General features: G+C 72.7%; 16 protein-coding genes, 1 other RNA gene and 1 pseudogene. 12 read left to right on the top strand and 6 right to left on the bottom strand.

Annotated elements, in window-relative coordinates:
• Positions 1-196 precede the first annotated feature (196 nt).
• Entirely contained in the window at positions 197-766 is a 570-nt protein-coding gene (locus BLT36_RS16435; protein ID WP_092096799.1) for a GIY-YIG nuclease family protein, read from the bottom strand.
• A gap of 72 nt (positions 767-838) precedes the next feature.
• Complete coding sequence (locus BLT36_RS16430) at positions 839-1,684, bottom strand: siderophore-interacting protein (protein ID WP_092096798.1); 846 nt, start codon at positions 1,682-1,684, stop codon at positions 839-841.
• Positions 1,685-1,742: 58 nt separating this feature from the next.
• Between BLT36_RS16430 and BLT36_RS16425 the strand changes: the two genes are divergently transcribed.
• Entirely contained in the window at positions 1,743-2,420 is a 678-nt protein-coding gene (locus BLT36_RS16425) for a biliverdin-producing heme oxygenase (RefSeq protein WP_092096796.1), read from the top strand.
• A gap of 187 nt (positions 2,421-2,607) precedes the next feature.
• Here BLT36_RS16425 and BLT36_RS16420 read toward each other — a convergent pair.
• Positions 2,608-4,224 (bottom strand): annotated as a pseudogene (locus BLT36_RS16420) (BCCT family transporter).
• A gap of 382 nt (positions 4,225-4,606) precedes the next feature.
• Between BLT36_RS16420 and BLT36_RS16415 the strand changes: the two are divergent.
• The 9 genes from BLT36_RS16415 to BLT36_RS16375 all read left to right on the top strand — a co-directional run bounded on the left by BLT36_RS16415 (position 4,607) and on the right by BLT36_RS16375 (position 14,107).
• Positions 4,607-7,261: a phosphoenolpyruvate carboxylase gene (locus BLT36_RS16415; RefSeq protein ID WP_092096795.1), complete on the top strand. Its 2,655-nt coding sequence runs from the start codon at positions 4,607-4,609 to the stop codon at positions 7,259-7,261.
• Between the two features lie 187 nt (positions 7,262-7,448).
• Positions 7,449-8,666: a multidrug effflux MFS transporter gene (locus BLT36_RS16410; RefSeq protein ID WP_254787710.1), complete on the top strand. Its 1,218-nt coding sequence runs from the start codon at positions 7,449-7,451 to the stop codon at positions 8,664-8,666.
• A 49-nt stretch (positions 8,667-8,715) separates the two neighbouring features.
• Positions 8,716-9,054, top strand: coding sequence for an STAS domain-containing protein (locus BLT36_RS16405; RefSeq protein ID WP_092096792.1), 339 nt, complete (start codon positions 8,716-8,718; stop codon positions 9,052-9,054).
• Entirely contained in the window at positions 9,051-9,464 is a 414-nt protein-coding gene (locus BLT36_RS16400) for an ATP-binding protein (protein ID WP_092096790.1), read from the top strand. The genes BLT36_RS16405 and BLT36_RS16400 overlap by 4 nt, the downstream gene beginning before the upstream one ends.
• Positions 9,465-9,597: 133 nt before the next feature.
• The gene (locus tag BLT36_RS16395) at positions 9,598-10,557 is read left to right on the top strand and encodes a helix-turn-helix transcriptional regulator (protein ID WP_139166499.1); all 960 of its coding nucleotides are present in this window, start codon (positions 9,598-9,600) and stop codon (positions 10,555-10,557) included.
• Positions 10,558-10,654: 97 nt separating this feature from the next.
• Positions 10,655-11,227, top strand: coding sequence for an RBBP9/YdeN family alpha/beta hydrolase (locus tag BLT36_RS16390; protein ID WP_217638326.1), 573 nt, complete (start codon positions 10,655-10,657; stop codon positions 11,225-11,227).
• Between the two features lie 115 nt (positions 11,228-11,342).
• Positions 11,343-12,449, top strand: coding sequence for a hypothetical protein (locus BLT36_RS16385; RefSeq protein WP_092096787.1), 1,107 nt, complete (start codon positions 11,343-11,345; stop codon positions 12,447-12,449).
• A 75-nt stretch (positions 12,450-12,524) separates the two neighbouring features.
• A complete protein-coding gene (locus BLT36_RS16380) occupies positions 12,525-13,370 on the top strand; it encodes a Nif3-like dinuclear metal center hexameric protein (protein WP_092096785.1) in 846 nt (281 codons plus the stop codon).
• A gap of 2 nt (positions 13,371-13,372) precedes the next feature.
• Positions 13,373-14,107 (top strand): zinc ribbon domain-containing protein, encoded by a 735-nt coding sequence (locus BLT36_RS16375; protein WP_092096784.1) that lies wholly within the window; start codon positions 13,373-13,375, stop codon positions 14,105-14,107.
• Positions 14,108-14,429: 322 nt separating this feature from the next.
• Here BLT36_RS16375 and rnpB read toward each other — a convergent pair.
• The 3 genes from rnpB to map form a co-directional block, all read right to left on the bottom strand.
• Positions 14,430-14,790, bottom strand: an RNA gene (gene rnpB / locus BLT36_RS16370) — RNase P RNA component class A.
• 123 nt (positions 14,791-14,913) lie between these two features.
• Entirely contained in the window at positions 14,914-15,663 is a 750-nt protein-coding gene (gene ppgK / locus BLT36_RS16365) for a polyphosphate--glucose phosphotransferase (protein ID WP_092096782.1), read from the bottom strand.
• Between the two features lie 59 nt (positions 15,664-15,722).
• The gene (gene map / locus BLT36_RS16360; RefSeq protein ID WP_092096781.1) at positions 15,723-16,586 is read right to left on the bottom strand and encodes a type I methionyl aminopeptidase; all 864 of its coding nucleotides are present in this window, start codon (positions 16,584-16,586) and stop codon (positions 15,723-15,725) included.
• Between the two features lie 343 nt (positions 16,587-16,929).
• Here map and BLT36_RS16355 point away from each other — a divergent pair, with 343 nt between their 5' ends.
• Together BLT36_RS16355 and glnA are read left to right on the top strand one after the other, a co-directional pair.
• Positions 16,930-17,109 (top strand): SPOR domain-containing protein, encoded by a 180-nt coding sequence (locus BLT36_RS16355; RefSeq protein WP_092096779.1) that lies wholly within the window; start codon positions 16,930-16,932, stop codon positions 17,107-17,109.
• Positions 17,110-17,158: 49 nt separating this feature from the next.
• Positions 17,159-18,496 (top strand): type I glutamate--ammonia ligase, encoded by a 1,338-nt coding sequence (gene glnA / locus BLT36_RS16350; RefSeq protein WP_092096778.1) that lies wholly within the window; start codon positions 17,159-17,161, stop codon positions 18,494-18,496.

Below are 18,496 nucleotides of genomic sequence, written 5' to 3'. Positions count from 1 at the left end.
TTGCGCGAAGTCCGCCGCCCGCCGCCGCGCCGGCCGCAGCCCGCCGCCGCGGCCGCCCGCCGCCGCCGCAGGCCGCGCCAGCCGCCGCCACGGTGCACCGCACAGCCGAAGTCCGTCCGAACCGCGGGTTTCGGTGGTTCGGAAGGACTTGCGTTGCGCGAAGTCCGCCGGCCGCCGCAGGCCGCGCCCCGCCGCGTCAGCCGCGCAGCGCCAGCGCCTCGCTCCGCCACCGGGCGTGCAGCTCCCACGGGTCGCTCACACCCGCGGCCACGACGCCCACGTGCTCGAGCAGCTCCGGCGTCACCCGGAACCACTCGGTCCCCGCGTACCTCGTCGCCGCGAACTGCGCGTGCCGCCGCCGCTCGAGCGTCCGGTCGCCCCGCTCGAACCCGAGGAGCTCCTGTTGCGGGATCGCCGCGAGTCGCTGGCGCGGGTTCGTCGTCGTGCCGATCTTGATCCGGTCGCCGAAGTCGTCGCGCATCCGCAGGTAGTAGACGACGTCGACGCGCGGAGGAGCGAGGTCGGCGTCGGGGACCTCGCCGTACCGCCACTCGCACACCGCGCAGACGATGCCGGTGGGGAAGCGCACGCCGATCCGTGACCCGCACATCGGACACGGGCCCGGCAGGACGTCCTCGACGCCGAGGTGCTCCGCCGCGGCGTCCGCCACCAGCGTCACGTGGCCGGCGCAGAGCGGCACACCCGCGGGCGCGGCCGACGCGACATCCGCTGCGCAACCGGGCACGCAGCACGAGGAGGCGACCATGTCCGGAACGCTAGCCGCAGCCACTGACGTGCCACGTGCCTCCAGGTCCGGACGGAACGCGCCGAGCGCGCGTCACTCGGTGAAGATGACGCCGATGGGTTCGCGCTTCTCCTCCTGGAACCGGTCCTCGGCACGGCCGAGCGCCCAGTACGCGGACAGCGACATGTCCGACTTCTCGAGTCCCCAGTCGTCCTGCAGCAGCCGACGGATCGCCTTCATCGCGGTCCGCTCGCCGTGCGCGAAGACCTGGACGGGCCGGGAGGCACGGGGCAGCTGACGGGCCGTCTCCAGCAGGAGCGTGCCCGGCTCGGCGCCGGCGGCGTCGCGGTGCAGCCACCGCAGGTCGACCCCGGCCGGGTGGCGGACGGGCAGTTCGTCGTCGGGGCCGGCCACCTCGACGAGGGCGACGCCGGTGGCGGAGTCGGGCATGGCCTCCAGGGCGGCGGAGATCGCCGGGAGTGAGCTGTCGTCACCGAGCAGCACGTGCGTGACGGCCGGGTCGGTGGACGGCGAGTAGCCGCCGCCCGGGCCGGAGAGTGCGAGGAGGTCGCCGGGCTGCGCGGATGCTGCCCACGGGCCGGCGAGGCCGTCGTCGCCGTGCACGACGAAGTCGACCGCGATCGTCTTCGCCGTGTGGTCGACCGAACGCACGGTGTAGGTGCGGCGGGCGGGCCGGTCGTCCTTCGGGAGGGTCTCGCGCAGCGCCTCGAGGTCGTACGGCGGCGTCAGCCCGAGCGACGGCTTCGCGAGGAGGAGCTTCACGTACTTGTCCGTCGCGTCGAGGCGCTCCGGGTCGGCAGCTGCGACGAAGCCGTCGAACGCGGGACCGCCCAGGTGGACGCGGACCATGTGGGGGGAGAGGCGCTCCGACCGGTCGACGACGAAGACGTGCTGGGGGCGCTTGGGTTTCGAGCTCATCGCTGCGAGCTTCCTCTCGGGTGCTTGACGTTCACCTGACTGAGGTTAGCCTTACCTCATGACCACGACCGTCATCCCGTTCTCGGAGCTGCTGCGACGCCGCGCGGCCCGGTCCGCCGGGTCCCCGGCCGGGAACGACTTCATCGCCGACCTGCGGTCCGGTGGCTGCGACGTCGCCGACTACGCCGACCTGCTCGGGCAGTACTCGTTCGTGTACGACGCCCTTGAGCGGGCGGCCGACCGGATGGCGGACAATCCCGTCGTGGCCCCGTTCGTCACCTCGCAGCTGACCCGGCTGCCCGCGATCCGCGCCGACCTCGAGTACCTGATCGGGCCGGACTGGTCGGAGCTGGTGTGCCCGCTGCCGGCGACCACGGCGTACGTCCGACGGCTCAACGAGGTCGCCGCCACGTGGCCGGGCGGCTTCGTCGCGCACCACTACACGCGGTACCTCGGCGACCTGTCCGGCGGCGAACTGACCGGACGGGTGCTCGCCGAGCAGTTCGGTTTCGACACGAACGGCATCCTGTTCTACATCTTCGACCAGGTCGCCGACCCGGCCGCGTTCGAGAGCACGTACCGGGCGCAACTCGATGCCGCGCCGTGGTCCGCCGAGGAGCGGGAGCGCGTCATCGCCGAGGTCGAACTGGCCCGGGCGCTCGACGACGGCTTGCTCGCGCAGCTCGACGCGCGGCGGGGTCCGGCGGCCGAGGTCGCACGGCCCGCCGCTCGCTGACCGCCGAGATCGCGCGGCGCACCGTGCGGGTTCGGCAACTCCGTGACGGGTTCGGCGCCCGGTGCGGTGCCGCAGCGCCGCACGGCGCCGTCAACCCGGCACGGGGTGACGGAGGCGGCACCGTGCGCCCCGCCGCGCGCACCGCGCCGCGCCCCGCCCCGCGCACCGCGCCCCGCCGCGCGCGCGCTCAGCGCCGGATCCGCCGCGCCAGCTTCTGGATCGGCCCGGTCCTGGGCGCCCGCTCCGCCGGGTCCACCACCTCCTGCTGGTAGAACTCCGCCAGGTCGGCCATGAGCGCCCGCCGCTCGGCCCGCGCGTACGCCCGCCGCTCCCGGGTGAAGGCGATCACCGTCGACCAGCACATCAGCACCATCACGATGCTGAACGGCAGGGCGGTCGTGATCGCCGCCGTCTTCAGCGCGTTCAGTCCTCCGGCGAGCAGCAGCGCCACCGCGACGAGGGCGGTGACCCCGGCGAAGAAGACCCGGATCCAGTTCTTCGGCTCGAGCTGGCCGCCGGTCGCGATCATGCCCATCACGAGCGCGCCCGAGTCCGCCGAGGTCACGAAGAACACCCCGATCAGGATGATCGCCCCGATGACGAGGACGGACCCGGCCGGCATGCTCCCGAGCAGCTGGAACAGCACCTGCTCGACGGCGACGCTGCCGCCCTGCCCGATCAGGTCGCCGCTGCCGTGCAGCTGGTCGTACAAAGCGGTGCCGCCCATGATCGCGAACCAGAGGAACGTGAGGAGCGTCGGCACGAACAGGACGCCGAGCACGAACTGCCGGACGGTGCGTCCGCGGGAGATCCGGGCGATGAAGATGCCGACGAACGGTGCCCAGGACATCCACCAGCCCTAGTAGAACGTCGTCCAGGCGCCCTGCCACTCCTGGCCGGCCTTGCCCGCGAAGGCGCTGGTGTCGAAGGCGAGCCCGACGAACCCCTGCACGTACTGGCCGATGGACTGCACGAACTCGCCCAGGAGGAACTGTGTCGGCCCGACGAACAGCACGAACACGAGGAGCAGGGCAGCGAGCGCGAGGTTGATGTTGGACAGGATCTTCATGCCCTTGCCGACACCGCTGAGGAGCGACGCGATCGCGATGAGGCTGACGACGACGATGAGTCCGATCTGCAGCCCGCGGGTGTTCTCCGCGATGCCGGTGTACTCGAGGCCCGAGCCGATCTGCAGCACGCCGAGGCCGAGCGACGTCGCGACGCCGAACAGCGTGCCGATCAGGGCGAGGACGTCGATGAGGTTGCCCCACCCGCCGACCACCCGTCCACCGAGCAGGGGTTCGAGCGCCCACCGGATCGACACCGGCCGTGACCGCCGGTGGATGGCGTAGGCGAGCGCGAGGCCGACGACGACGTAGATCGCCCACGCGTGCAGGCCCCAGTGCAGGAACGTCTGCGTCAGAGCCTGCTGTGCGAGCTCGTCCTGGTTCCCCGTGACGCCCGGGCGCGGTGCGGCGAAGTGGCTGAGGGGTTCGGCGACGCCGTAGAACACGAGTCCGATGCCCATGCCGGCGGCGAACAGCAGCGCGAGCCACGACGTCGTCGAGAACTCCGGCTTCTCGTCGTCCTGCCCGAGCACGATGTCGCCGAAGCGGCTGAAGCCGATCCAGACCGCGAACACGACGAAGCCCGCCGCGACGATCACGTAGTACCAGCCGAAGTCCCGCACGATCGCGGCCTGCACGGTGGCGAAGACGGCCTCGGTCCTGCGGGGGGCGATGAGTGCGACGACCACGAACGCCAACACGATGCCGGCTGCCGGCCAGAAGACCCACCGCTTCACCGGGGGCGGGGCGGCGGTCGTCGGTGCGGTCCGGTCCGGGCCGGGAGGCGCGACCCGCCCCGCGTCGTCGGCCCCGGTCCGCCGGGTGGCCGGGTCGGGCGCGTCCGGCCCGCCCGCCGCGTTCGGCCCGCGCACCGCGTCCTGCCCCTCGGCCGCGTTCGCTTCCTCGGCCGCGTTCGCTCCGTCGGTCTCGCTCATGGCTGCCTCCACGTACGGGCGCTGCGCACCCCTGCCGGGAGTCTACGAACGCAGCCCGGTCTCCGCCCGGGTGCGAGGTACACCGCTCACCGATCCGTCCGGACGGTTGTCGTCACCCGTCTCGACGGGCCGATACGCTGCTGGGACCCGGGACGAGCCTCCCGGACGACCCGGAAAGGACCACATGACGATCGACGGATCGACGCGCCACGGGCGCGCGCGGGACGACGTCAGCGGCGCGGTCGACAGCGACCTGCGCTCGGACGTGCGGTACCTCGGCAACCTGCTCGGGCGGGTGCTGCGTGAGACCGGCGGCGACGACCTGCTGCACGACGTCGAGAGCCTGCGGGCCGCGGTCATCGACGCGTACGAGGGCGGCGAGGCCGAGGGTGCCGCGCGCGCCGAGGCGATCGTGGCGGCGATGTCGGCCGAGCGTGCCGAGGCCGTCGCACAGGCGTTCACGACGTACTTCCACCTGACGAACCTCGCCGAGGAGCACCACCGCGTCCGCGTGCTGCGCTTCCGCGGCGACGACGGCGGTGTCGCGGGGGACTCGTTCCCGGCCACCTACGCCTCGCTCGTCGAGCAGGTCGGCGCCGACGAGGCGGCCAAGCGGCTGCGCGAGCTCCGCTTCCACCCGGTCCTGACCGCCCACCCGACCGAGGCCCGCCGCCGAGCGGTGACCACGGCGGTCCGCCGGATCACGGACCTCATCGACGAGCGCGACCGCACCACGAACACGACCGCCCTGGCCGAGAACGAGCGACGGCTGCTCGAGGAGATCACGACCCTCCTCCGCACCTCGCCGCTCCGCACGACCCGGCCGACCCCGCTCGACGAGGTCCGCACGGCGATGAGCGTGTTCGACCAGACCCTGTTCGAGATCGTGCCGCAGGTGTACCGCCTGCTCGACGACCGGCTGCAGGGCGACGAGGCCGGACGCACCCCGGTCACCGCGCCCGCCTTCGTCCGCTTCGGCACGTGGATCGGCGGCGACCGCGACGGCAACCCGCACGTGACGGCGGACGTCACCCGACAGGCCGCCGAGATCGCGGCGGAGCACGTCCTCCTCGGGCTCGCCCGCGCCGCGACCCGCATCGGCAGCACCCTGACGCTCGACGCGAGCGAGACCCCGGCCGACGCCGGCCTCACCGCGCTCGTGGCCGCGCAGGAGTCGCTCGACCCGGGGATCGCCGAGCGCATCGGCGTCCGCGCCCCGAACGAGACGCACCGACGTGCCCTGCTGTTCGTCGCCGCACGCATCGACGCCACGCGCCAGGGTCAGTCCGAGCTGGCCTACGGCGGGCCGGACGAGCTCCTGTCCGACCTCCGCACCATCCAGGCGTCGCTCGTCGCCGCCGGTGCCACGCGTCCGGCGAACGGCGAGCTGCAGAACCTCGTCTGGCAGGTCGAGACCTTCGGGTTCCACCTGGCGGAGCTCGAGGTCCGGCAGCACTCGCAGGTGCACCGCAACGCCCTCGCCGAGATCCGCGCGGGCGGCGAGCTGAGCGAGATGACGGAAGAGGTGCTGTCCGTCTTCCGGACGATCGCCTCGCTGCAGTCCCGCTACGGCACCCGGGCGGCGAGCCGCTACATCGTGTCGTTCACCCAGTCCGCAGCGGACCTGGCGAACGTGCACGAGCTCGCGGTCGCGGCCCTCGGGTCCGTCGAGGCCGCACCGGTGCTCGACGTGATCCCGCTCTTCGAGACCTTCGCCGACCTGCACGCCAGCGTCGACATCCTCGACGAGGCCGTCCGGACCGAGGCGTTCCAGCGACGCCTCGCGGTGACCGGGCGGCGGCTCGAGGTCATGCTCGGTTACTCGGACTCGTCGAAGGACGTCGGTCCGGTGTCGGCGAACCTCGCCCTGTACGACGCCCAGGCGCGGATCGCCGACTGGGCGAGGGACAACGACGTCGAGCTGACGCTGTTCCACGGCCGTGGCGGCTCGCTCGGCCGGGGTGGCGGACCGGCGAACGAGGCCGTGCTCGCGCAGCCGCCGGGGTCGATCGACGGTCGGCTGAAGCTCACCGAGCAGGGCGAGGTCATCTTCGCCCAGTACGGCGACAAGGACATCGCCGCGCGACACCTCGAGCAGATGGCCTCGGCCACGCTGTTCGCGTCGTCGCCGTCGAACGAGGAGCGCACCGCCGTCGCCGCCGGACGGTTCGCCGAGCTCGCGCAGCGCCTCGACGACGAGTCGCGGCAGGCGTTCTACGACCTCGTGAAGGCCGACGGGTTCGCGCCGTGGTTCGCCCGGGTCACGCCGATGGAGGAGATCGGTCTCCTGCCGCTCGGTTCCCGTCCGGCCCGCCGCGGGCTCTCGGTGGAGTCGCTGGAGGACCTCCGGGCGATCCCGTGGGTGTTCTCGTGGACCCAGGCACGCATCAACCTCGCCGGTTGGTACGGGCTCGGGTCGGCGCTCGAGGCCGTGGGTGACGTGGAACTCCTCCGCACCGCCTCCGTAGAGTGGCCGCTGTTCGGCGCGATGCTCAAGAACGTCGAGATGTCGCTGGCGAAGACCGACGAGCAGATCGCGCGCCGGTACCTCGAGCTCGCCGACCGCGACGACCTCGCCGCGAAGGTGCTCGACGAGATGATCCGCACCCGTGAGTGGGTGCTCCGCATCTCCGGCGGCAGCGACGTGCTCGAGGACCGGCCGGTGCTCGCCCGCGCCGTCCGCCTCCGCAGCCCCTACGTCGACGCCCTGTCGCACCTGCAGCTCCGCGCGCTCCGGGCCATCCGGACCACGGGCAGCACGGACCCGACGGACGGCGACCACCGCCTGCTCCTCCTCACCGTGAACGGGATCGCCGCCGGTCTGCAGAACACCGGCTGATCCGGCAGCGCACGGAGACGGGCGTGGTCGCGGCAGTGCCGCACCACGCCCGTCGTGCGTTGCGTCCCGGACGCGACCGGTCGGCGGCCTGGAGGCGCGTGGCGGGGCCGCCACGCGCCTCCAGTCCGGTGTCCTGGTCGCGTCGGACGCTTGTCGAATCGATTCGTGGGCGCGTATCGTCGCGCGGGTGACGACGGAGCGCACGCGGAACCCGACCATCCGGACGACCCTGCCGCCGATCGTGCCGCTCGCGCTGATCGTCGGGGTCTCGCCGTTCGCGACCGACATGTACATCCCCGCGTTGCCCGCGATCGCGCGCGACCTCGGGACGACACCCGGCGCGGTCCAGCTGTCGCTGACGGCGTTCCTCGTCGCGTTCGCGGTCGGGCAGCTGCTCGCCGGGCCCGTGAGCGACGGCATCGGGCGGCGTCCGCTCATGCTCGTCGGGACGGCGGTGTTCGCGCTGGCGTCGGTGGGCTGCGCGCTCGCGCCCGACGTCGTGACGCTCGTCGTCGCCCGGGTGTTCCAGGGGCTCGCCGGTGCCGCCGGAGCCGTCGCCGGACGGGCCATGGTGTCCGACGTGACCGACGGACCGCGGATGGCGAAGGTGTTCGGCACCCTCGCCGCGATCAACGCGATCGGTCCCGTGGTCGCGCCGCTGGCCGGGGGAGCGGTCCTGACGGTCGGCACCTGGCGGATCATGTTCGTCGTGCTCGCCGTCCTCGGCGCGGTGTTCTTCGCCGCCGTCGTCGTGCGGTTCCACGAGACCCTGCCGGCGGCGTCCCGCGGCGGTGTGGGCTTCGGCGCGAACTGGCAGCGCATCCGGCAGCTCATGGCGATCCCGCGCTTCCGGCTGTACGTGCTGACCGGGGTGCTCTCGACGATCGGGTTCTTCGCCTACATCGCGACGAGCTCGTTCGTGTTCCAGTCCGAGTTCGGGTTCTCCGAGGGCCTGTACACGCTCGTGTTCGCCACGAACGCCTCGATGATGATCGTGACGACCCTCGTGTTCCGCCGCGTCGTGGGGCGGTTCTCCGAGGACGCGCTGCTCTCGTTCGGGCTCGCGCTCGGGACGCTCGGCGCGATCGGCGTCCTCGGATCGGCGCTGCTCGGGCTCGGGGCGGTGCCGGTCTGGTGCTCGCTCGCCGTCGTCACCGCGGCGTGGGGGTTCGTGCTGCCGGCGGCCATGACGCGGACGCAGCACGTCGGGTCGGCGCACCCGGGGACGGCCGCGGCGCTGCAGGGCGGGTTGACGTTCGGCCTCGGCGGGCTCGGGACGCCGCTGGCCGGGGCGCTCGGGGGGACCGCGGTGGCGATGGGCCTGGTGATGGCGGTGCTGATGGCGGCGGCCGTGGTGGTGCAGGTCGTCGCGACGCGGCGGGGTGAGCGGCCACCCACCGCCTGACCCGGTAGGTTGCATGGTGCACCCCGCGCCGACCTGAGGAGGCACCGACATGGACATCGTCGTACACGAGGCGGACCCAGACGTCGCCGTGCTCGAGTGCAGCGGCCGCCTCAACATGGTGTCCGCGCCGACCTTCCGCGAGACGGTCGCCCGGGTCGTCGACGACGGGCGTTCCCACGTCGTCGTCGAACTGTCCGGTGTCGAGTTCATGGACTCGTCCGGCCTCGGCGCCCTCGTCGGCTGCTTGAAGACCGCTCGGCAGTCCGGCGGAGACCTGCGCATCGCGGCACCCTCCGACCAGGTCGAGATGGTGCTGAAGCTCTCCAACATGGACAAGATCCTCCGCACGTACCCGGACGGGGACGCTGCGGTGACCGACTGGGGATGAGCACCGCGGTGGGTGGGCACAGCCTCGACCTGTCGTGTCCGCCGGACGATGTGACGGCAGTCCACACGTTCCTCGAGCACGTGTGGGGCACCGAGCCCACGGTGTCCGCCGAGGACCGGATGGCACTCGAACTCGCGCTCGTCGAACTCGCCTCGAACGTCATCGAGCACGGTGCCGACGGTGCCGGTGTCTCGTGCACGCTCCGGCTCGACGTCGGAGCGGACGCGGTGGAGGCGAACCTCGTCGACGACGGCGTCCCGGTGCCGGTCGACCCGTCGGCGGCCCGGCTGCCGGACGCCCTCGCCGAGAGCGGGCGCGGGCTGGCGCTCGTCCAGATGGTCGTGGACGACCTGCACTACGAGCGGGTCGGTGACCACAACCGGTGGACCGTGCGGCGCGGGCGGCACTGACCCGAGACGTGTTCCGGACGACGCCCCACGAGGGTGTGTCAGTTCATCCGCTAAACGCACCCGGTGAGCCGTTACCCGCAAGGGGCTCCGCTCGGCCCCCTGTGGTGGGAGCCGCCGTGTGACGATCCAGTCGATGAACGTCGAGCCCGACCCCAGGATCCGCTTCGAGACGTCCGGGGCCGACCTCGAGGCGGCGATCGGCATGTACCAGGACGCCTACGAGGGCGCCGGCTTCCGGGCGTCACGCACCGAACGGCCGTTCAGCTACCGGTTCCGGGTCGTCGGCGACGACACGATGTCGTTCCGGTCGACGCGGTTCGACGCCCGCATGGAGGGCGAGATCGAGTCGCGCGACGAGTACGTCGTGATGTGGCTCGCTGACGGGGGCGGACGGGTCGACGTCGGGCGTGACGAGGTGGCGTTCGCGCCGGGCACCCCGATGACGTTCCCGACCGGGCGACCGTTCGCCTTCGACCTGCAGGACGTCCGGCAGAGCCTGGTGCAGTTCGACCGGGCCTACCTCGAGGGCATCGCCGCCGAGCAGCACGGCACCGCCCCGGCCCCGCTCGTGTTCGACCACACCCAGCCGCCGCGGCGCGCAGACCTGCGCGGGTGGAACGCACAGGTGCAGCGTGCTGCCGCCACGGTCCTCGGCAGCGCACCGGTCTCGCCGCTGGTCCTCGCCGAGACCGCGCGCGACACCGCGGTCGCGCTCCTCCGGACGTTCCCGCACACCGCCCTCGCGCCGGACGTCGCGGTGCCCCAGGGTGCCACCGGCCGGGTCCGCGCGGCGGTCGAGTACATCCACGCGTTCGCGCACACGCCGATCACGACCACCGACGTCGCCGAACACGTCGGGCTGAGCGTGCGCGGCCTGCAGCAGGCGTTCCAGCGGCAGGTGGGGTCGGCGCCGAACGCGATGCTGCGCGGTGTCCGGCTCGACCGCGTGCGCGACGAACTCCGGCGGGCGGCCCCGGGCGAGCTGACCGTCGCGTCGGTTGCGATGCGGTGGGGGTTCGCCCACCTCGGACGCTTCTCCGCTGCCTACGCCACGCGGTTCGGCGAGTACCCGCGCGACACGCTGCAGCGCTGACGCGTCTCGGTGCAGCGCTGACCCGTCTCGGTGCAGCGCTGACGCGCTGACGTGTCACGGAGCCGCGACCCTGCCGGGCTCCCGGTACGCTTCCGGCGTGGACCGACCGCACCTGACCCGCCCGCGACCGTGGGTGATCGTCCCCGGGATCTGGAACTCCGACCCGGACCACTGGCAGTCGCTGTGGCAGGCGGAGCGGGAAGCTGCTGACCCGGGCTCGGCCGTCCGGATCGAGCCCGGATCGTGGAGCGACCCCGAGCCCACCGACTGGCACGCGGCGATCACCCGCGCCGTCGCCGCCCTCGACGAGCCGCCGGTGCTCGTCGCGCACAGCCTCGGCGTGCTCGCGGTCGCCGGCTGGCTGCGGGACGTCGGCCGCCCACCGATCGCCGGAGCCTTCCTCGTCGCGCCGCCGGACCCGGCCGCCCCGGACTTCCCGGCCGCCGCCGCGGGGTTCACCGAGCCCGGTTCCCGCACCACGACGCCGGTGCGTCTCGTGGTGAGCGACGACGACCCGTACTGCTCGGCCGAGCGGGCGATCGGCTTCGGAGAGACCCTCGGCGCCGAGGTCGTGCGGGTCGGTGCGCTCGGACACGTCAACGTCGCCAGCGGCATCGGCCGCTGGGGTGCGGGCCGGGAGCTCCTCAGGGACTTCGAGCACCGGCTCTGACCACCGGGGCTCCCGGCGCCGACACGCCGTTCACGTTCGGGCGATATGGCAGGCACTGCAGCGACACACCGCGGATGTCCACGGAAATGAGCGTTGCGATATTTATCCTCCGATCATGGAATCGCAGTCCGGTGCACGCACCCCCCTCGTCGACCCCTTCGGTCGCGAGCTCGAGGAGTGGCTCCGTGACGCCCCGGCGACGCGCGCCCCGTACCTGGCGGACCTCGTGGTCCCGCCGGTCACCGGCCCCGTGCAGCGACCGGACGCAGCGTCGGACGCCGCCGTCGAGATCGCCACGACCGTCACCGAGCCGGAGGCCGACCGCGACGCGGTGACCGACCGTGCCACCGAGACCGCGTTCCGTCGCCCGCGCGACCGAGCACGGCACGCCGCCGTCTGTGCGCCGTCCTTCCCGGAGCCGCCGGAGCGGATCGCCCTCCGCATCGAGGACCTCGCCGTCGAGGTGTCGGCCTCGACCGGACGCACCGCCATCGAGCGCATCGTCATCCTCGAGGACGAGGTCCGCCGCCGCGACGAGGACCTCGCGCGCCTCGCCGCGTGGGAGGCCACGGTCGCCGGCATCAGTGACCCCGAGCTCGAGGCCGCTCGCGGCTTCGCCCACACCGTCTTCGCCGACCTGCTCGCCGACGCCGCCCTCGAGGCGGACCGACGCGAGCGGTCCGCCGCCCGGCGCGCCGCCACCGGCAGCGTCCCCGTGGCACCCGTGCACCGCACGACCCCTGCGCACGTCGCTGCGTCCACGCCGGCGCTCGTGACGCCGCCGGTCGCGGCGCCGGTCGCCGCTGCCCCAGCCGTCGCCGCACCCGCCCTCGTGGACGCGACCGATCTCGTCGACGCGATCGACGCGCCCGGGACGGCGACCATCCCGGAACCGGTCGGACCCGCCCAGCCGGTGCTGTCCCTCCCGGTCGTCTCGCCGGTGTCCGCGAACACCCGTCCCACGCCGCTCATCCAGCCCGCCACCGGGCCGACCGTGATCGACCGCGCCGCGTTCGCCGCGGCGCTCACCGCGCACACCGGCGCGACGGCGAGCACCCCCGTGGTGCTGCCCGAAGCGGTCGCGGTGCCGGCCGAGCCGTCGGAGGAACAGACCGACGGCCAGGCCGCCGCCACGACCGGCGCCCACGCCACCTCCGGGTCCTCGGCGGGCTGGTGGTCGCGGCTTGTCGCCACCATCCTCCGCGCGTTCGGTCGTCGCTGATCCACCGGCGGACCCGGCGCTGCGATCCGTCCACAGGCGCCGCTGACGGCCCGGTCCGCTCGGTAGACTGACGGGATGCCGACGCTCCGCGAACTCCAGGCCGTGATCGAGGACCTGTGGCCCGCCGCAGGCACCGAGTCGTGGGATTCCGTCGGCCTCGTCGCCGGCGACCCCGCCCAGACCGTCGAGCACGTGCACCTCGCCGTCGACGCCGTGCCCGCCACCGCTGCCGAGGCGGTGGAGCTCGGTGCGGACCTGCTCCTCACGCACCACCCGCTGCTCCTCCGCGGCGTGACGACCATCGCCGAGACCACGTACAAGGGCAGCGTGCTCGCGACCCTCGTGCGTGGCGGGACGGCCCTCGTCGCCGCCCACACGAACGCCGACGTCGTGACGACCGGCACCTCGGCCGTGCTCGCCGACCGGCTGGGCCTCACCGACCAGCGGCCGCTCGAGCCCGGCGCCGAACCGTCGACCGGCATCGGCCGCGTCGGCGCCCTCGCCGAACCGACCACCCTCGGCGCACTCGCCCGGGCACTCGTCGACCTGCTGCCCGGTACCGCCACCGGCGTCCGCGTCTCCGGCGACTTCGACCAGCCGATCCGGACCGTCGCACTCTGCGCCGGCGCCGGCGACGCCTACCTCGGTCACCCCGCTGTCCTCGGCGCCGACGTCTACGTCACGAGCGACCTCCGCCACCACCCGGCGTCCGAGTTCCGCGAGCAGGCGCTGCTCGGCGGCGGCCCGACCCTCATCGACACGTCGCACTGGGCGACCGAGTGGCTCTGGCTGGACGTCGCCGCCGAGCAGCTCCGCAGCGCCGCCGGCGTCCGGGTCACCGTCAGCGACCTCCGCACCGACCCGTGGGACTTCGCCGTCCTGCCGGCCGCCGAACCCACCACCGAGACTGAAGGAGTCTGACCATGAAGGCAGCACCCGAGGACCAGGTCATCCTCCTCGACGTCCAGCGACTCGACAACGACGTCACCCGGATCGCACACCGCATCACCGCCCTGCAGAAGGGCGACCGGCTCACCGAGCTCAGCACGAAGGCCGCCGGGCTCCGCGCCGCGCTGGCCGCGGCCACCGGCGAGGTCGAGGACGCCGAGCGCGAGCTCGCCCGCCTCGAGTCCGACACCGCCACCGCGAACGCCCGGGTCGAGCGCGACACCACGATGCTGCAGCACGTCTCCAGCTCGAAGGACGCCGCGGGACTGCAGAGCGAGCTCGACTCCCTGCAGCGCCGCATCGGTGACCTCGAGACCGCCGAGCTCGAGGTGATGGAGGTCCTCGACGTCCGCCGCGCCCGGGTCGGCGACATCGAAGCCGAGCTCGCCGACGTCGACGCTGCCCGTTCGGGGCTCGTCGCCGAGCGCGACGCCGAGATCGCCCGGCTCGAGGCCGACCGCGAGTCCGCGGTGCAGAGCCGCGCGAGCGTCGCCGCGAAGGTCCCCGCCGACCTCCTCGCGCTCTACGACCGGCAGCGTGCGCGGTACGGCTTCGGCGCGTCGCTCCTCCAGGGCGGCGTCTCGACCGCCTCCGGCGTGACGCTCACCAACTCGGACCTCCAGGACATCCGCCGAGCGGCTCCCGACGACGTCGTGCTCTGCCCCGACAGCGACGCGATCCTGGTGCGGACGGCGGAGTCCGGGCTCTAGACGCGACCCACGACGGCCTGGAGGCGCGGTGCCGGCTGGCACCGCGCCTCCAGGCCGTCCTCCCGGGGTGCGCCCGGCCGGTGGCCGCGCCGTGACGGGGTGCGCCCTGCCGGTGGCCGCGCCGTCCCGGGGTGCGCCCTGCCGGTGGCCGCGCATCGCACGGTGCGTGCTTCGTCAGCCCGTGCGCGGTTGCTCGGCCCGTGCGGGGCTGCAGCGCCGCACCAGGCGGCGAACCTCGCACCGCGTGCGGAACTTGCGCGGCGCGGCGCGCCCACGGGCGGCACGCGCGGGCGCGGGCGGCGCGGCGCGGGCGCGTGGGGTGCGAATGGGCCGGCCGTACGCCGGGTTCTGTCCCGCGGCCTGCGCCGCGGTGACGGCCATCTCTCTCGGACCGACGTTGCCGTCGGCCTCCAGCGGTCTACCCGAGGACTCGGCGAGCAGCCTCAGCGTCCTCTGTCTGACCTTGCTCCGGGCGAGGTTTACCGAGCAGATCCGGTCACCCGGACCCCTGGTGGTCTCTTACACCACCGTTTCACCCTTACCGACGTCGCCGCCGGCGGTCTGTTCTCTGTGGCACTGTCTCGCGGATTGCTCCGGGTGGGTGTTACCCACCGCCCTGCTCTGTGGAGCCCGGACGTTCCTCGGCACTCCCGGGGGAGTGACGCGACCGTCTCACCGACCCATTCGCGTCGCCGAGTCTACCGGCACCGGCACCGGCACCGGCACCGGCACCCGCACCGGCACCGGCACCGCACCGTCACCGTCACCGTCACCGTCACCGGCACCGGCACAGGCGCCGGGACGGCTCAGGCGCTCCGCGCGGCCAGGGTCGCGGCGCCGATGATGCCGGCGTTGTTGCGGAGCGTCGCCGGGATGATGTCCGCCTGCAGGTCGAGCAGCGGCAGGAACTCCTCGTACTGCTTCGACACACCGCCGCCGACGACGAACAGCTCGGGGGAGAGCAGCGCCTCGAGCGTGGAGTAGTAGGTCTGCAGGCGCTTCGCCCAGTGCTTCCAGGACAGGTCGTCCCGCTCCTTCGCGGCGAACGACGCCCGCGACTCGGCGTCGTGTCCGTCGATCTCGAGGTGGCCGAGCTCGGAGTTCACGATGAGCACGCCGTCGTTGATGAGCGCGGTGCCGATGCCGGTGCCGAGCGTCGTGACGATGACGAGGCCGTCCTTGCCCTTCGCGGCGCCGAACTGCTGCTCGGCGAACCCGGCGGCGTCGGCGTCGTTGACGAAGTGGATGGAGCGGCCGAGCTCCTTCTCGAAGAGGGCCTCGGCCTCGAAGCCGATCCACTTCTTGGAGACGTTGGCGGCCGACATGGTCTTGCCGTCGCGGACGATCGCCGGGAAGCAGACGCCCACCGGGACGTCGGCGGCGGGGGAGAGCTCGTCGAGGATGGAGGCGGCGACCGCGACGATGTCGTGCGGCTTCCCGCCCTCGGGGGTGGCCTTCTTGATCCGGTCGGTCGTGAGTTCACCAGTGGTGACGTCGACGATCGCGCCCTTGATGCCCGTACCGCCGATGTCGACGCCGACTGCGAGGGAGGTCATGTGTGTGCCTTTCAGGGGTGGACGGTGCGGTGACGGTGCGTGGACGGAAGACGGGATCGTCAGGAGACGGTGAGGAGCTCGGCGCCGCGCTCGGTGACGACGAGGGTGTGTTCGAACTGGGCGGTCCAGGACTTGTCGCGCGTGGACACGGTCCAGTCGTCGTCCCAGATGTCCGCGTCGATCCCGCCGAGGGTGAGCATCGGCTCGATGGTGAACACCATGCCGGGCTCGATGACGTCGTCGAAGCGCGGGGCGTCGTAGTGCGGGATGATCAGCCCGGAGTGGAACGCCCGACCGACACCGTGCCCGGTGTAGTCGCGGACGACGCCGTAGCCGAAGCGCTTCGCGTAGGCCTCGATGGCGCGGCCGATGACGTTGACCTGGCGGCCGGGGGCGACGGCCTTGATGCCGCGTTCCATCGCGGTGCGCGTGCGGTCGACGAGGTCGGTGACCTCCTGCGACGCCTGGCCGACGATGAACGTCCGGTTCGTGTCGCCGTGCATCCCGTCCTTGTAGGCGGTGATGTCGATGTTGACGAGGTCGCCCTCCTGCAGGACGGTGTCGTCCGGGATCCCGTGGCAGATGACCTCGTTGAGGCTCGAGCAGAGCGACTTCGGGTACCCGCGGTAGCCGAGGGTGGAGGGGTACGCGCCGTGCGCGACGACGAACTCGTGGCCGATGCGGTCGAGCTCGTCGGTGGTGACGCCCGGTCGGATCGCCTCGCCCACGGCGTCGATGGCCTGGGAGGCGATGCGGCCGGCGACCCGGATGCGCTCGACCTCGTCCGGCGTGTACGTGTCGCCGAGGCCGTGCTCGTGCGGTTCCGCCTTGCCGACGTACTCCGGACGCTCGATGTCCTTCGGGACGTGCCGCTGCGGGGAGATGCGGCCGGCGGTCAGGTGTCCGTGTTCGTCCCGGGGCATGCGCACCACTCTAGCCAGGTGCGCGGATCCCGCGACGCGGGTGCGGGGGTGCGACGTGCCCGCCTGGAGGCCCGGTGCCGGTCCGCCGGGCCGGCACCGCACCTCCAGGCGGTCACCATGCGCGCGGGGCGCGCCCCGTCGGTCCGCTCGACCGAGTCTCGCCGCGGCCTCGCCGCGGCCTCGCCACGGCCTCGCCGAGTCTCGGCGTGGGCGACAGTTCTCGCGGCCGGAGCCGCGAGAACTGTCGCCCAGCCCGAGTCTCGGCGCGGCGGCCGCACCGGCGGCCACCCGCCGCACCGGCGGCCACCCACCGCACCTGCGGTCACGTGGGTACGGTGGCGGCATGAGCGACGAACGCATCGAGTCCCAGTGGTGGTTCAACGAGAAGACGCACGCCGTGGAGCAGGGCCCGCAGTCCCCGCAGCGCGACCGCATCGGCCCGTTCGACACCCGCGAGGAAGCGCAACACGCCCTGGACCGGATCAAGGCGAACAACGAGCGTTGGGACGACCAGGACCAATAGGCTGTACGGACGGCCGTCGACCGGCCGGAAGCACACGGAAAGGGCGTGCATGGACAAGCAGACGGACTTCGTGCTCCGCACCATCGAGGAGCGGGGCATCAAGTTCATCCGACTCTGGTTCACGGACGTCATCGGGACGCTGAAGTCGGTGGCGATCGCCCCGGCCGAGGTCGAGGGTGCGTTCGCCGAGGGCATCGGGTTCGACGGCTCCGCGATCGAGGGACTGACCCGGTCGTACGAGGCCGACGTGCTGGCCCACCCGGACCCCTCGACGTTCCAGATCCTGCCGTGGCGCGGTGAGATCGACCCGACCGCGCGGATGTTCTGCGACATCACGACGCCGGACGGGCAGCCCGCCGTCGCCGACCCGCGCAACGTGCTCAAGCGCACGCTGGCCCGGGCGAGCGAGCGTGGCTTCACGTTCTACACGCACCCCGAGATCGAGTTCTACCTGCTGAAGAGCCGCGACTGGAAGGACGGCGGCCCGCAGCCCGTCGACCAGGCCGGGTACTTCGACAACGTCCCCGGTGGCAGCGCGCACGACTTCCGCCGCCGGTCGGTCCGCATGCTCGAAGACCTCGGCATCTCGGTGGAGTTCAGCCACCACGAGGCCGGCCCGGGGCAGAACGAGATCGACCTCCGCTACGCCGACGCCCTGACGATGGCGGACAACATCATGACCTTCCGCACGGTGGTCAAGGAGGTGGCGATCGAGCAGGGCGTCTACGCGACCTTCATGCCGAAGCCGATCTCCGGGCAGCCGGGCTCCGGCATGCACACGCACGTGTCGCTGTTCGAGGGCGACCAGAACGCCTTCTACGAGGCCGGCGGCCAGTACCAGCTCTCCGACACCGCGAAGCACTTCATCGCGGGTGTCCTCAAGCACGCACCGGAGATCACGGCGGTCACGAACCAGTTCGTGAACTCGTACAAGCGCCTCTGGGGCGGCGACGAGGCCCCGTCCTTCGTGACGTGGGGCCACAACAACCGTTCCGCCCTGGTGCGCGTGCCGCTGTACAAGCCGAACAAGGGCCAGTCCTCCCGCATCGAGTACCGCGGCATCGACTCGGCGGCGAACCCGTACCTCGCGTACTCGCTGCTGCTGGCGGCGGGCCTCAAGGGCATCGAGGAGGGCTACGAGCTCCCGCCCGAGGCCGAGGACAACGTCTGGAGCCTGACCGACTCGGAGCGCCGCGCGCTCGGGTACAGCCAGCTCCCGGCCAGCCTCGACCACGCCCTGAGCCTGATGGAGGACTCCGAGCTGGTGGCCGAGACCCTCGGCGAGCAGGTCTTCAACTTCGTGTTGCTCAACAAGCGGCAGGAGTGGAAGCGCTACCGCGACCAGGTCACGCCGTTCGAGCTCGACACGAACCTCGGCGCGCTCTAG

The organism is Curtobacterium sp. UNCCL20 (assembly GCF_900101675.1).
Taxonomy (GTDB): domain Bacteria; phylum Actinomycetota; class Actinomycetes; order Actinomycetales; family Microbacteriaceae; genus Curtobacterium.
This window is presented reverse-complemented; position numbering and strand designations above follow the sequence as displayed.

What these genes read in the sequence shown, in the direction of transcription:
- ppgK (WP_092096782.1), bottom strand. Translation starts at nt 15,663, where the DNA reads ATGACCTCCCTCGCAGTCGGCGTCGACATCGGCGGTACGGGCATCAAG.
- BLT36_RS16380 (WP_092096785.1), top strand. Translation starts at nt 12,525, where the DNA reads ATGCCGACGCTCCGCGAACTCCAGGCCGTGATCGAGGACCTGTGGCCC.
- glnA (WP_092096778.1), top strand. Translation starts at nt 17,159, where the DNA reads ATGGACAAGCAGACGGACTTCGTGCTCCGCACCATCGAGGAGCGGGGC.
- BLT36_RS16355 (WP_092096779.1), top strand. Translation starts at nt 16,930, where the DNA reads ATGAGCGACGAACGCATCGAGTCCCAGTGGTGGTTCAACGAGAAGACG.
- BLT36_RS16395 (WP_139166499.1), top strand. Translation starts at nt 9,598, where the DNA reads ATGAACGTCGAGCCCGACCCCAGGATCCGCTTCGAGACGTCCGGGGCC.
- BLT36_RS16425 (WP_092096796.1), top strand. Translation starts at nt 1,743, where the DNA reads ATGACCACGACCGTCATCCCGTTCTCGGAGCTGCTGCGACGCCGCGCG.
- BLT36_RS16415 (WP_092096795.1), top strand. Translation starts at nt 4,607, where the DNA reads ATGACGATCGACGGATCGACGCGCCACGGGCGCGCGCGGGACGACGTC.
- BLT36_RS16435 (WP_092096799.1), bottom strand. Translation starts at nt 766, where the DNA reads ATGGTCGCCTCCTCGTGCTGCGTGCCCGGTTGCGCAGCGGATGTCGCG.
- BLT36_RS16405 (WP_092096792.1), top strand. Translation starts at nt 8,716, where the DNA reads ATGGACATCGTCGTACACGAGGCGGACCCAGACGTCGCCGTGCTCGAG.
- BLT36_RS16375 (WP_092096784.1), top strand. Translation starts at nt 13,373, where the DNA reads ATGAAGGCAGCACCCGAGGACCAGGTCATCCTCCTCGACGTCCAGCGA.
- BLT36_RS16430 (WP_092096798.1), bottom strand. Translation starts at nt 1,684, where the DNA reads ATGAGCTCGAAACCCAAGCGCCCCCAGCACGTCTTCGTCGTCGACCGG.
- BLT36_RS16385 (WP_092096787.1), top strand. Translation starts at nt 11,343, where the DNA reads ATGGAATCGCAGTCCGGTGCACGCACCCCCCTCGTCGACCCCTTCGGT.
- map (WP_092096781.1), bottom strand. Translation starts at nt 16,586, where the DNA reads ATGCCCCGGGACGAACACGGACACCTGACCGCCGGCCGCATCTCCCCG.
- BLT36_RS16400 (WP_092096790.1), top strand. Translation starts at nt 9,051, where the DNA reads ATGAGCACCGCGGTGGGTGGGCACAGCCTCGACCTGTCGTGTCCGCCG.